Origin of the sequence: Pseudomonas sp. GZJR-8, from assembly GCF_002916705.1 — a bacterium.
In the GTDB taxonomy this organism is placed as follows: Bacteria; Pseudomonadota; Gammaproteobacteria; order Pseudomonadales; family Pseudomonadaceae; genus Aquipseudomonas; species Aquipseudomonas synxantha_A.
In genome coordinates, this window is sequence record NZ_JXSI01000001.1 from 135,673 (window position 1) to 150,254 (window position 14,582).

Genomic DNA, 14,582 nt, shown 5'->3' on the forward strand with positions numbered 1-14,582 from the left:
ACTATGTTCAAGCAACTAACGGTACTGGCGGTACTGATGGCGCCTGTGCTGATGGGCGAACGGGCGCTGGCGTTCCAGGAGCGCCACACGTTTGATGTGTCGGTGACCATCCCGATCCATGAAGCCTATGTGCTGCCCTCCGAGCCCGACTGGATGGGGCAGGACCAGGTGCTGGCCTGGGACCTGGCGACTGCCCGGCTGGGACGCCTGCGCAAGAACTTCGACGTGAAGAACATAAATGGCGGGGTGGCCGCGCGCCTGGGGGATACGCCTTACCTGTTGAGTGGCCGCAACCGTATCGAACTGCAGGTGTTGTTCAACCGGGTGCCGCTGACGCTGGATTCGACCCTGGTCCTCAGCGCCGACGAGGCACGTGCCGGCCGCCGCGCCGAGCTGGAAATTGCCGCCATCGAACCGGCGGACGGTTACAAGGGCGGCGAGTATTACGGCACGGTGCACCTGTTGTTTGATTTTCCGGCGCCTTGATCAAGTCCGGTTCCTGCGGAGCCCCGCGCGGTTCAACGCCTCGCGGGTCAGGTCCCGCAGCCACTGTGTGTGACGGTAGCCCAACTCGTTGAGTGTCGTATCGAACAGGGTTGAGCTCATGGGATCACCGGATAACACGCTGCTTTCGTCCAGCTCCAGCGCCTGTGCCAAGCTGCGCAGTTTTTCCCGCCGGGGTTCCTGATCGGCCTCGGGCAGGTCTTGCGAGTCTGCGTATTGCTGTTGCAGCGCTTGCAGTTCGTCGAGTTGAGCATATTTCAGGTCGAAGGCGGTGTCATTGTTCCATTTGGCGGTGGGGTTGTGCTGCTCAAGGTAACGCTCCCAGCCGTTGTCCAGCAGCATCTGATTCACCAACCCGTCACCTTCTTCAAGCCTGGCGACTGCGTTGGCAACTTTCTCGATCTGTTCGGGTGTCACGTCAGCCAGGGTACGATAGGTCATATGGGTAGATAACCACGGTAGGTCCAGTCGATCTGCCAGTGTGCTGCGATAGGCCAGATGAATGCCGGCCTCATCGACCTCTCCATGCTCGCCGTCGACGACCTGCGACCATAGCCGCTGCCCCTTCCCCCCCTGTTCTTTGGGTTTGAGGCGCTGGGCGATATCTTCACCAATAGCTTTGCCCATGTAAGCATCGCGCGCGGCTCCACGGGCCAGTACCACCAGCCTGGCCTCCAGTTCCTGTGGCGATGTGCTGGTCCGATAGGCTTCGCTGGCGAGTACTTCGATGCCCAGTTTCTGAAAGATCAGCGCGCCCGCATCGGGGCACAATCCAGGGTAGCGGGTATCCTTGAACACGCGGTCGCGTAATTCGCTGTCGGCTTCCACTGCTCTGAGCAGGCGCCAGACTCTCTGGCTCAGTTCAGGGTGATTGCTCTGGTAGGCCAAGCGGTCCTCCTCGGCTTGAAACGCATCCGGCTCCTCAAGGGACTTGATCACTTCAAACAAGCCCTGGGAGCCCGGCTCTTTTTCAATCTCATCCCAGAGTTGCCGGTGGCGTTCAACCTCTTCAGTCTTGATGTAGGTGAGCCAGGGCGTGCTCTCGCCTTTGGGGGCGTAGAAGCGCAGCGGGTCCAACCCCACGGACTCGCGGTATTCGGCGAGCAAGTCTTGAAAGTCCGAGGTGAGCTTGCCCTGGTCCAGGCGTGTACGAGCGATGATGTCGGCATCATCCGAGCCTGGCGCCACATGGGGTAACTGGGTGATCGGGTTCTCGCTCAGGTCCAATTGGAACCCCCGTGGCCGGGATTGTCCCACCAGCCCGGCAGGCCAATCCTTGATGTGTGTGTCGCGCAGGTTCAGCAAGGTCAAGTTTGGCATCTGGCTGATATCCGGCGGTTGCCCCAATGGGTTGCCGGCCATCTCAAGTTGTTTGAGGCGCTTGAGGCGTTTGAGCGTGGCAATGGCCGAGTCATCCAGCACCAGAGCATTTTTTTCCAAGTGTAATCGCCGCAGGCGTTTGAGGTTGCCGAGAGTCTCGGGTAACTGGGTGATACGGTTATGGCTCAGGTCGAGGTCGCGCAGATGCGGGAAGTTGTTCAGGAAGGCGGCGTGACTGTCTGTAAAATCGCAACCGCGCAGGTCCACGTCGCTGATGTGGTTCAGCGGCACGCTTAGGGTAGGTAGCTCATCGGGCATGTTGGTGTTGAATAAATCGAGGGCGATGCCACCTCGGTGTTCGAAACTCTCGTCCAGGTGAACAGTCAGGCCATTGCTCCAGCCGTCGTAAAGACGGATGGCTACTACGGCCCGACGCTTGCGTGCTTCTGACTCCAATGGCGTGCCTTCCCAGCGGGTCGGGCCTTTGATGTAGGTATCGAGCTGATGGAATAACTGCTGTTTTTGTGCCTCCATTTGCGTCAGCGTTTGCTCGCCTTCAATTGTTCCCAGCGTGTTTGATAAGCGTCGAATACCCTCTCTGCTCATGGCGGGAAGTAGCTGTTTGATGCGCTCCTCAATGGTTTTTGGTTGCATGTCGTAGCTGTCGGTGCGGCTCATTTTGCACGATGCGCCTCCACCCAGAAGTACCTCGACCTCTGGGGCGGGCTGCCTGCTCACAGGCGGTTCGGCCAACGCCTGGCGTCGCTCGGACGGTGTCTGATTGTGCTCGATCACCCATTGCCTGAACCGTTCACCTTCGCCGACGGCATAGGGCGGGGTGCGCTGCGGAACCTGCGCCAGGGTCCAGAGCACAGACTCGTACAGATCGGCTGTGTGATTCAGCGACTTGGGCTCGGCATCGAATACTTCATAAGCCCCTTGAGCGTTACGCACCAGGGTACGCACCTGGGGTGCATCGTGTTCACCGACGCTACAGCGCAGGGACCCAGTGGGGCTGTTGTCACGTATATCGATTTTCAGGCCGCTGAATGAGTCGCTATGCAAGCGCAGGGTATTGAGTACCAACCGTTCGCTTTGCGCTGACGGTTGTAGGGGAGGGTAAAGCCCTTCGACTGCACGGCAGGCCTTGTTGTCGAAGGACAGTTCTCGAGCCAGGCCCTTGAGGCGCAAGGGCAGGCGCTGTTCGTCCGTCATTGCGTTTAATTCTTCAGGCCATGCCTGTTTGAGCAAGGCGTTGGCGCTGCTCAGCGGCAGCTCGGGAAAGGTTTGGCGTAGCAGGGCTATGTGCGGATCGCTGCTGGCTTGGTCCAATTCATCTTCTTCGCAAAGCGTCGGATAAAGCGACTTGAGGCGCTCGTCTACGCTGGCGCGCCCCAGCCTACGGCGCAGGGCGCTGAACATTGGCTTTTGCAGCAGATGTTGGGTCTCCAGGGGGGCGACTGTGAAGACCGGCGGTTCGGCCAACACGGTGCGGCGTTCGGCGGGTGGTTGCAAGGTGCGTGTGAGCCACTGGCGCAACGCCTCGCCATCACCCGGCGCAAAACCCAGGGTGCCAGGGGGGACGGCTTGCAGCACGGCTTCATACAGGTCCCAGGTATTCTCGACGCCGGCTTTGTGAACTGCATATCGCCCTGGTGCTGTGCGTACCAGCAGCGTCTCGGTCGCTGCCTCGTCCGGACCGACATGGCAACGCAGTTGCCCGTTCGGCACTTGCTCGCGGATGCTCAGGCGCAGGTTGGCGAACGCGTCACTGTGGATTCTCAGCGCGTTGAGCAGCAGCCGTTCGGTATCGGGTGTGGGCGCGTTGCCCGGGTAGAAACCTTCGTAGGCGTGGGTGGTTCGCGCTTCGAACTGTAATTCCCGGGCCTGATGCTTGAGCCGTAGCGGCAAACGCTTCTCGTCATTCATCAACTGCACTTCCGCCGGGCGGGCCTGGTTCAGTATCACTTGGGTCAGGGTGTCGGGCAGCTCGGGGAACTGGCGTTGCAGCAGTAACCCGTGGGCGCTTTTTGACTGGCGTTTGAAACCGTACAGGTGCTCGAAGATGTCCTCCTTGCGTGTGGTTATGTAACGGCTCAGCTGTTCACGCAGGGTTTGCACCCGCGCGTCATTGTCGGCGGGCAAGGGCTTGTCGAGTAGAGCGGTAAGCTCGGTTGTGTCCAGAAAGTCTACGACTCGTGGGATTAGCCGGCCTGCCAATAACGCTTCACGGCTGATGGCCAGCGTCGATTCCTGAGTTGCCTGCATTGCGCCATGGTGCATCGGCTCGCCGCTCAGGTCGGCGGCTTCGAACACCGCGACGGCTTTATCGGCCGGCCAGCCAGGCATTCGCGTTACCATGTCGGCGGACCAATAGGCGGCTTCACCGTTGTCGGCGGAGGGTTCGCTGAGAGCGTCGATCTGCTGCCGCAGTTCCAAGCGATTCAGGGTATCGGTCAATAGCGGCGGCGGGGCCTGGTTTTCGGCGTACATATGCCTCAACGCGCCGGGTTCGGTACCACTGATATCGTATAACTGTTGCAGGCGTGCAGGTGGCCAGGTGGCGGTGATGGGGCTCAGGCGCTGGAGCAGTTGTGAGTCGTCCCAGGCCCTGGGTTCTTCGCCCTCCAGCACCACAGCCCCCTGACCGTTAAGCACCACCTCGGGACGATAGGCGTGCGGGCGTTGTGGGTGGATGATCCGGTGCCGGCCGGTGTCGGGTTCCTGGCTGACCTCGTAGTGCTTGTTCTCCAGGCGCAGGATTTTTTTGCCTGCGTGCGAGTGAAACCCATGGGCATCGGGTTTCGAACCGGGGGCCAGGGTTACGGCTTCTTGTTCATAGGGGCTCAAGTCCGCATTCCATAAACGGGTTTTGCCGTCAGCCAGCATCACAGGCTTCAAACCCTCGACAAAGGGGGACAGCTTAAGATGGGCCAGTTGCCCGGCGGCGCCGAACGCGATCAGTTGCACCACGTTCTCCGTCACCCCTGCCACATGTTCAATGGCCTCTATGCCCTGGCCTTCGGCCCAATCCAACAATCCTTCGAACACCTCGTCGGCGAGTTGGTAAGCGGTATAGGCCAGCATCAATTCGCCCAAAAACGGAACGAAGGGGGTCACCACTAATAGCGCCGCGTTGAGAATGTCCGAGAGGACTTTTTCTAGATTGTCCCACCAGGCCCAACGTGCCATGCGGTCGGCGTAGGCGGTTGCGATCGCCAGTTCACGGGCATCGTTGAGGATTTTATTGAGACTTTGCTGATACAGGTGCTCCCACAGTGGCGTGCGTACACGCGTCACGCTGAACTGCAGGTTGGGGTTGTCGCGGGGTGTTTCACGCCAGGTCGGCTGTGGATCGCCGGGCGCGTGTTGATGCCATTTCACCTGGCTCAAACGCGTGCCCAACTGGTTGAAAAAATGCCCCTGGTACTGATGCTCGACAAACCGGCTGAAGAATTGCTGGTAGTCGGTTTGCCGCAGTTGCCCGGTCAGTGCCTGCATGAACTCCACCGTCGAGGCATAGCGTTTGAGTGGGTGCTGCGGGTCATTCGGGATATAGGCGATCACGGGCGATGCCTGGCGACTGACTTCCAGGTCGGCGGCAATCAGTACCACGCCGGTCAAGGTGGCATCCATCAGGCTCAGGTCATGACAGTGCGCGGCCTTGCCGTCGAGCGTGAGGTTTTGCTGGCCCCTGACCAAGCCTGTGATCAACGCATGATCCAACGCCTGGATATCGCCCCTGATTAATGCCATGCGCGCAGCCACCTTGAGGGCGGCCTGCTGATTGAGCATCACCCGGGCTCGCAGCACGCCTTCGACCACCGGGGCGGTGCGGCCGAGATAGTTCTCAAGGTGCTGTTGGTACTGGGCGCCGATGTCCAGGCCGCGAACCAGCGTTTTGAACTGCTGGATCGACAGCCGGGCTTTCAGAGGGATGACATCGAAATGGCCCCGGGCGTCGGGCTGGGTGATGAATTGCGAATCGGCGGTAAACGCCTCGCTGTCGGCAAAGTTGTGCAGTGCCGCGTCCAGCAGCGACACCGTGCGGCTTTGCACACCACCGCTAAAATTTCCGACCCACCATGCCTGGTTGGCTGGGGCATAGAGCCGCAGGCAAGTGCTGCGGACATCGACGTCGAGGTTGTATTGCTGTTTCAGCGCGGCTTTCAACAACGGCTCGGCAAAGCCTTTGAGGTCGGTGACCGCGGCGAGTTTCTGGTCGACAAGGGTTTGGGTTTGCCAATGTTCGGCAATCGCGGTTTTCAATAATTGATGCTGGTGGGGCGAGGCACTTTTATACCAGGGCGCAATAGTTTTGCGGCTGGACTTCAAGGCGCTGGCGCGTGACGTCGACAGCGTTTTGACCCAGTTGGGGAGCGCGTCTCGGATGAGTGAGTAGTGTTGGCCTTTATCTTCGGGGGCAGAGGAAGCAGTCGCGGTCATGGTGGTTTTTGGGTGTAGTCAATCGGGCCCTCAGACTGGCCTGCGCCGGGGCTGTCCTGGCAGTAATTGTCTATCGTTGCCTATCAGTGTGTACTGACCACGGGCTGGCACAGCGTGTGGCTGCCTGGGTTTAGGTACGGCAGCAGAATTGGCGCCATGCCTTTGAGCACCTGCACGGGCAGCGCCGAGGTGAACTTGAAGGTTTGGGCCGAACTGCCTGGGACGAAGGCAGTGAGCGTGCCGAAGTGCCGGTCACCGATATAGAACACAAAGGTGGCAGTGCGGTTGATCGCCTTGGAACTGAGTACCCGGCCGCCGGCGCCGATGGCTTCGATACGGTTGTCACCGGTGCCGGTCTTGCCGCCCATGGCCAGCGGTGTACCGTCGTCCAGCTTGAAACTGCCGGCCACGCGTTTGGCCGTACCGGCATCCACCACTTGGGACAATGCCCCGCGCAGTGCTCGCGCCACTTCGAGCGGCATCACCCGTTTGCCTTCGGCGGGGTCGTTGATCACTTGGGTTTCATAGGGTGTATCAGCGGCAAAGTGCAGGCTGTCGATACGCACCACTCGCGCACGCACGCCATCGTTGAGGATGATCCCCATCAATTCCGCGAGCGCCGCCGGGCGATCGCCGGAGCTGCCGATGGCCGTGGCCAGGGAGGGCACCAGATGGTCGAACGGATAGCCCACCGCCTGCCAGCGCTGATGAATATCGAGGAAGGCTTCGACCTCGAGCATGGTCCGGATACGACTGTCGCGGGCGCTCTGATGACGGCTCTTGAACAGCCAGCTGTAGACCTCCTGGCGCTCGAACTGGCTGGCTTTGACCACCTCACTGAAGGTTGTCTCGGGATGATTGAGCAGGTAGCCCATCAGCCACAGGTCCAGAGGGTGCACCTTGGCGATATAGCCCTGGTCGGGCAGGTCATAGTTGCCGGGGCCGTAAGCTTTGTAGAGATTTTGCAGGCGCTCATCGGTGAGTTTCTCATTGGTTTTGATGCCGTTCAGGTGCGCACGCACGAACAGGTCGAAGCTGCCCTGGCTGGCGTTGGGCAACAAGTAACGGTGCACGGCGGCCAGGCGGATCGGCGTGGGGCGCAGGCCGTCGAGAAAGGTGTCGAGGCGGTCCTGGGTGTCTTTCTTCTGGTACTTCTTCCAGAACTTGCGCAGGAACGTCGTACCCTCGCGGTCGGCGAAGTCGGCAAGGTATTCCTGGCGGCGCGGGTCACTGTCGTCCTTGAGCAACTCGGCGCTGTTGTTGGCGCCCGCATAGGTGCTGAAACGCACCAGGTCACGCATCAGGCGAATGAACGGCAGGTTGATCGACTCGCGCAGGGCGTCGCGCAGGGTCGGGCTGCGGCCGTTGTCTTCGTTGCGAAAATTGTGGAAGCGATGCATACCGCCGCCGGTGAAAAAACCTTCGTTGGGGCTGGCCGAGTAAGTGCGGTCGAGGGCGGCGGCGAGCATGTTGGCCAAGGATTTATCCGGTGTCTGGATCAGATAGTCGACGGCCCAGCGGCTGATGCGGTCCTGTTCGGCGATGTCGACTTTCTTCAGTGCGGCGCTCGTTTGGGTGGCGTACTTGTCGTGCAGCTCGGTGATGATTTGCAGGTAGGTGGTCAGCACTCGCAGCTTGGCCGTGGAGCCTAGCTCGAGTTTGCTGCCTTCGTTGATATCGAAGGGCTGGTCGGTATTGTCGGTTTGTACACGTACCCGTGAGCCGTCCGGTGTCAGCTCGAACAGGGTGAAGCTGTAACGTACTTGCGCGGTACTGGTTGGGCTCAGCAGGCGATCGCCGAGCAGGCCGACCTGGCGTGCGTAGTCCGGCTCGGCGAGGCGTTTGAGGTAATCGCTGACCTGGGCCTGCAACGGTGCTTGCAGAGTGCTGGTGGCCGAGAGATCGAGGCGGTCCAGATCGTACAGCGGGCGGTCGAGCAGGGCGGCGAGGCGAGCGCGGGCCATGCTGATGCCTTTGGTCGTCTCGATGGGTTGCATTGTAGGTTGTTGCACCCAGTCGCGATAACTGACCTTGGACGTCAGCGCTGCCTGCAACAGCGCAGGGGCAATCACACCGTTGTGGGCCAGCAGCCGCAGATGGCTGTCGGTGAGTTGGGCCAGCTCTTCCCGACCTTTGGCCAGGTAGTGAGAAGGGCGGCGCTGGGCAATGATCAACGACAACACCTGACGCAGGGCCAGACCTTGCTCGCTATTCACCGGGCCGACCAGCGCCTGGTTGACCTGGTTGAAGTCGGCGCCGTACCACACTCGCAGCCCCTCGGCCAAGCCGTGCACTTCGCCATGGCCGGGCACTGCCGACAGCGGCACGCTGTTGAGGTAGTCACGCAGGATATTCTGCCGCGCTGGTAAGGTTTGTGGCCCATTGCGATAGGCCCGCACGGCGGCAGAAAACATCTGTCGCAGTTTCTCGGTGCCCGACACGGTCAGGCCATCCGGAGAGTGGCGGTATTTTTCCAGCTGCGTGGCCAAGGTGCTGCCGCCAGCACTCTGTCCCGGCAGATGCAGCGCCTTTGCCACTTGCGACCACGCGGCGTTGGCAAAGCGCGGCCAGTCAACGGCAGGGTTGGCCTGGGGTTGACTGGGGTCGAGCAAGTCGCGGTTTTCAATGAACAGCAGGCTGCTGATCACCAGAGGCGGAATGGCGTCGAAGCTCTCATACAACTGTTGCGGGTACTTGTACTGGTAGAGCGGCACGGCTCGGCAATCGGTGATGGACAGCCCGGCCTGGATCTTTTCCGTGTAGGGCACGAACAGGCCCTTGGTGCTGTAGTCCATCAATTGGGGCGAAAAGCGTGCCTGGGCCTCGATTACATAGCCGCGTTTGAGCAAGCGCGGCAGGAAGGTGCCGAGGTCGCTGTAACCCAGGCGCCGGTCGAAAGGGCCGGCACCGGGATAGGCGATGGCATCGCTGGGGCCGGGTTGTACCTGGTAGGTGAGGGTACGGGCCAGGCGGCTGAGTTCCTGGGCCTGCAGGCGTGACGTGCGCATCTCTTTGGTGGCGGCAAACCCCAAGGCCACCAGCGCCATCAGCACGATCAACCAGAACAGCCGCCGTACATAACGGGGCTGGGGTTTATTTTTAGGTAAAGGCGCTGGGTCCGGACTGCCTTGTAGTTTCGCAGCCTTGCTTGATTCGGTTTGCCACAGTGCGCCCATAGTCGATTGACCCCTGCACGCAGATTGATCGGACTTGCCTGAAGCTTAGTCGCGGGTAGCCGGTTGGGGGAAAAATGTGTTCATGGCATCGGATATTTAATGCTGGTCTCCAGTATGTTCAGCCAGGTCGGGTCATTGGCCGGTGCCCAGCGACGGCTCACGCCATCATGGAAAAACACCATCTTGTCCTCCAGGTACCAGACGGTCATTTTTATCTTCAGTTGCCGTATATAGTCCTGCGCCGGACACGTAATGGATGCCCAGGGGTCGCAGATAGACAGGTTCGCCCAGTCGGCACCCTGGAAATCCAGAGTCTGGGTCAAGCCCGAAGGGACCGTACCCACCACCACAAAGGTATGACCCCGGCAGTACCACACGTGAGCGACGCCACCATTGGTTCGGATCATTTCACACGCCACATGGGCCATCTGGTCACAATTGCCCGCACCGGTCTTGAGAATGACCTCGGTGTAGTTCGGGTGGCCGATCTTGCTGTATTCCCACATCACAACGGGTTCAGCTTCTTGCAGTCGCAGGATTTCAGCCGGGGTCGCCCCGACGACGTTGTTTGATCTCAGGCCGGTTCTATCCACCACCGCCTGGGTGCTGACGTTGGCTTGCTCTGCGAGGTATTTATTGAGCGGGCTACCCGTGGCGGAGCTGGGTGGCCAGATGTCCAGTTGCACCGGCCGCGAGACCACATTGATATCCAGGCGCCTTCCCTCGTCCGAGGCGTTAAGCAGCAGTTCCCGCTGCTTGATGACCCTCAGGGTGCTGGCCTTTTTGCGGATATTTTCGATTTTTTTCGGCAAAAACCCGTGCTTGCTCAACTGTCGGTACAGGACTTCGAGGGTCGGCAGTGTGACCAGCGGTTGGTCGGGAATCATCCCGCCGGCTTGCAAGAACTGCATTTTGGTGTCGCAGTAGGCCCTGATCAGCGCTGTATCGTCGCCGCCTTGGCTGAAATCCAATTGCTGGAATTGCAAGGTGTAGGCGCCGCTGGGCGTTGCGTTTGTCCGGTAAAAAACACCCACATCGGGCTCGGCCACCCAGTAAGGTGTTGTCGTGTTGGGTAGGGTGATCTCCAGCGCCCGAAGGGTTCTGCGGTCATTGATGAGGTTCACCAGCCCATCGATTTCAACGACTTGGGTTTTACGGGTGAGCAGGTTGTCCAGGTCGTCTTCGGGCAAGCCGAACTGCGGCTCGCTGTCAATGCGCCTGCCGCTGACCTGCTGTTGGTAGATCAACGCTGAAGGTTGGGGGTGAGGGGTCAGCTCGAAGCCGTCGAAGTCCGGGGTGACATCATGCACGTTTCGGTAATAAACCAACTGGCGTTTGTTGCCGCCGATCATCGGCGCCGGCTGGATGCGAATATGGTCGAGCGCCTGGACTCGACGTTTATGAATCGAATCCTTAAAGGCGTACAGCCTTTTGGTGAAACAGATGAGGGGCACCCCCGGGCTGCGCTTTGCTCTGCCGACGGGGCAGACCGAGTCGAAGTGGTCGGTGAGCTTGGCATGGGCCTCTGAGGTGAGTTCGTCCAGCTGGCTGGGGTGTTTATGGGACAAACGCCAGACGCGGCCTTGGTCCAACAAGTCGGTCGCGTCGGCGCGTTGAATGAGCAGGGGCGCCGTGTCAAAAAAGGGCTCTACAACGAGCACCTTGTAGCCGTCGGCGAAGCTGACCGGTGTGACGGCCATCGTGGTGTCCAGTTGCAAACCTTCCAGCGCGGGACCGTACGGCCTTGCACTGAAGGGGTCAAAGGCATGCCAGGCGTTGGCGCGCCTGATCGCCAACAGAGGCGTCAGCCCCTCAGGGTGCATCAGAACGCCAGGCCTGACGTCGGCGCGGTTGATCAGCCGGGCGTAATCCATCGGCGTCCCATGGGCCAGACGTTGCTGGGCATGACGCAGTGCGCCCGCCAGTGCCCGCTGGCCTGAGTGGTTTAACCTGGCCAGGCCATAGGCCGTCAGGCGCACCAACGATGGCACCGCCTCCAGTGGGTTGAGCAACTCATTGATAAAGGTGGCGCTGAGTCTGGTCAGTTGCAGCAGTTTCAAGTAGGCCGGTGCGGGCTTGATCAGGCGGCCCCAGCCGCTGGTAATGAAGCCTTTGGTCGGCATGATCAGGCCAAGCATGTCGAAGAAACAGCCCAGTGTGCCATCGAGCACGCGTTTGATTTCCCCGGAGGCGAGGTCATGGCCGCAGGTCCAGAAGGGTATGAAGCCCAGCAGCGCCTCTAACAACTGCTCGCTGTTTTTTTTTCGCTCTTCAAGGGTGGTCAAGCCTTTGGCCTGGGCCACCCAGGTATCGATATCGATGAAAAAGTGGTGATTGACGATGGTGCTCGCCAATGTGAGGTTTCTTGGCGAGTCGAACACCAGCGGACTAGCAATGGCCGGGAGCCCCTCGAAATGCCAGAGTTGATCCACGATAACGGTGCAATACCTTCCAGATGTGGGTGGGGTGCCTTTGAAGTAGGCATCCTCATCAATGGCCAGGCGACTGCCCTCATGCAAATACGCGATCGGTCGTGTGCTGTGGGGGGAACCGGTGGTGACTTTGAGCGGGCGGCCTCCCAGTTCCAGGATGGCGGGAAGGCGGGTGTTTTGTTGCACTTGATTGAGCAGGGGAAACAGTTCGTAGTCATGGACGGTGTTGACTGCCGTACTACGCAGGATGAAGCCGAACCGGCCGGTACGGGCCATTTTCTCTCCGGGCCCTTCCTCGATCTGCGGCTTGCTGGCTGCTTGCCTCACCACGAGCAGTTGTACCGCCCCCTCGTGCAAGCGCTTGCGGTCGGCCAGTGGTAACTGCGACAGCAGGTAACTGATCGCTCGGATAAACGCCTCCTTGAGTCTTTGCGTGTAAGCACCAGCGGCCTCGCTGAACAGCGCGTTGACATCGCGCAACTGGCCAAAGTTTTTTTTCAGCAGGGCGAGGTCGAGTTCGGGGTCGGTTGAGCGCCATTTATCGTCAATGGGTTGCAGGTGGCCGCCCATATGCAGATCCGCCAACGACTGAAGCTTTACGCCCGTGGTCGGTCTGTAGGAGGGGAGCCGAAAGGGGCCTTGTCCTTCTTGCAGGCATTTTTTCTTCAGCCAGCGGTGGTTGGGGAAGACGCGTTTAAGGTCCCTCAAGGCCAGGCTGCGGCGCGTGATGAGCCTGCTGCGCAAGGTTTCGGCTGCGTCGTGCAAAGTCTTTATACGGGCCTTCAGGCGTTCTTTGATGGCGTCGAGTTCATCGGTTCGATAGGTCTGTGCAGGTCGCAGTTCGCCGTGGACGATTGCCCAGTCGATCAGAGTGGCGGTGGCGTAATGCTCGCGCCACAAGCGTTCCTGGTCCGTCGCCGGCTCCTGGATGGCAAGCGCGATGATGTCGCTGAACGCCAGCTGTCGTGTTGACCCGCAGGCGAGCTCTTCTGCCAGCATCACGCCTTGTTTGAACAGCATCCAGGCGTGGGAAGTCATGAAGTACAGCGAATCAGGGATGCCTTGCACCAAAAACTCCGGTGCGACACCCGCCAGCAACAGGTGTGCGGCCAACCCCGTGGTTTGGGGAGTAGCAACACCAGCCGCAATCAGGTGCAGCTCAAGTGAGCGGCGCAGGTCTGCATAACGATGCCCATGGTAATCGCTGTGGTTCAGGTTCAGGCCGGCGAGGGTGTATCGCGCTTGTGCGGCCTGCGGGTCGAGACTGAGGATCAGCGCGGCAAGGACCAATGTGTCTCGACTGGCGTTGCTGGTCGTTTCACCGGGGGCGTGTCCAAACCAGCCCACGGCGCCGAGCAACGAATCGGCCAGCTTCTGCGCACGGGGAGCGGCAAGCAGTTGTTGCAGTTGTTCATCCGGTGGCCCGGGCGGCAGATCGGCAGCCAGCAGGTTGAACAAACCGGAGCTGGGTTGTGGGACAAACGTGGCGCTGATATGGATCACCTTGGCGCGTTGTTCGGTTGAAAGGGTCAGCGCACCCGGTAGTGGCATACCCAAGGCTTCCCAGTAATTGCCCTGCTGGGGGCTAGCGAGCCGGGTGGTTTCGAGGCGTTGTCGATACTGGCGCAAGGCGACGTCGGAATGCGCCAGATCACTCACGGGCGGCACCGTCACCGGTTCGCTGCGCTGCAGTTGTTCCATCAGCTCCCAGGCCGCCTCGCGATTATCCGGCAACGGCAGGTCGTGCAAGCTGAGCAACTGTGCGAGGCTGAATTGGCCGTCCTGATGGACGAACAGGTTCATGGCCGCAGCGCAGGCTTGCAAGCGTTCAAGGCGATCGCCCAGCGGCAGCTGCGACAGTTGTTCATGGCTGATGTCTACCCGTTGACCCCAGGGGCCGGCGCCTCTGATCGAGTGTTGCTGGTGGTCAAATTCGTACAGGCCTTGGGTCAGTGCATCGGGGCGAGTCAAGGCGAGAAACTGCGGATGCTCAGTGATCTCCCCGAGTAACGTTGCGGCGGTCTGCATGGTCACGGCCCAGAACGAGCCGCCAGCCAGGGGGAAACGGCAGCGGTACACACTCAACAGGTTGAATGTGTGTTCGTTCAGGTCGTCTTCGATGATCTGTGCATGCAGTGCATTGGCTGCCGCGTGCAGATCCTGATTCAGTCGCTCGAACGCGTCCGCGAGCGCAGGTTCGGTCCTACCCAGTGCGTCAATCAGCACGCCGCGTTGGGCAAGCGTAGTCGGTTGGGGGTAGCCGTGGAACCGCAGCACCTGACGGGCGCTCAGTGACAGGTTTGCGGCAGGGTAGGCCAGGCCGATGGCATCCGGGTCGATGATCAGGGCGATGGCCCGAATGGGCGGCGCGAGCTGCTGCCAGCCGCTGGCGTCCTCATAGGTGAAGGTGGCACCGTTGGCATACAGAGTGCCGTTGCGCACGTTCACTTCCATCGGGTTGAAACGCCGCTGCCCGGCCCAGGCCACGAAAGAGGGGTGGCCGAGGGCTTGGCGATAGAGCACAAGCCAGCAGCCGAGTGCACAGTGGGTCGGCACCGGGAGTGAGTCTGCGGCAGCGTAGGGTTCGGTCTTGAGGTGTGCAATTAGGGTGTCCAGCATTTGCCGATCGCCGTCCTGACGCTGGGATGGAGTCGGCTGCTCATGCCGGGTGGTCAATTCAGTCATCCATGAAGTCTCGTTGAAG

The 14,582-nt window shown here is 60.4% G+C and carries 4 protein-coding genes; 1 reads left to right on the forward strand and 3 read right to left on the reverse strand.

Features of this window, described 5'->3' with window-relative positions; translation table 11 throughout:
* The first annotated feature begins 3 nt into the window (after window positions 1–3).
* Window positions 4–486, forward strand: coding sequence for a CS1 type fimbrial major subunit (locus TK42_RS00570; RefSeq protein ID WP_032881089.1), 483 nt, complete (start codon window positions 4–6; stop codon window positions 484–486).
* On the opposite strand, the gene TK42_RS27060 is transcribed toward TK42_RS00570, so the two are convergent.
* The 3 genes from TK42_RS27060 to TK42_RS00585 all read right to left on the reverse strand — a co-directional run bounded on the left by TK42_RS27060 (window position 487) and on the right by TK42_RS00585 (window position 14,563).
* Window positions 487–6,270, reverse strand: coding sequence for a dermonecrotic toxin domain-containing protein (locus TK42_RS27060; protein ID WP_256584512.1), 5,784 nt, complete (start codon window positions 6,268–6,270; stop codon window positions 487–489).
* A gap of 83 nt (window positions 6,271–6,353) precedes the next feature.
* Complete coding sequence (locus TK42_RS00580; RefSeq protein ID WP_103733393.1) at window positions 6,354–9,446, reverse strand: transglycosylase domain-containing protein; 3,093 nt, start codon at window positions 9,444–9,446, stop codon at window positions 6,354–6,356.
* Window positions 9,447–9,526: 80 nt separating this feature from the next.
* On the reverse strand, window positions 9,527–14,563 hold the full coding sequence (locus TK42_RS00585; protein ID WP_103733394.1) for a hypothetical protein: 5,037 nt from the start codon (window positions 14,561–14,563) through the stop codon (window positions 9,527–9,529).
* Window positions 14,564–14,582: the final 19 nt, after the last annotated feature.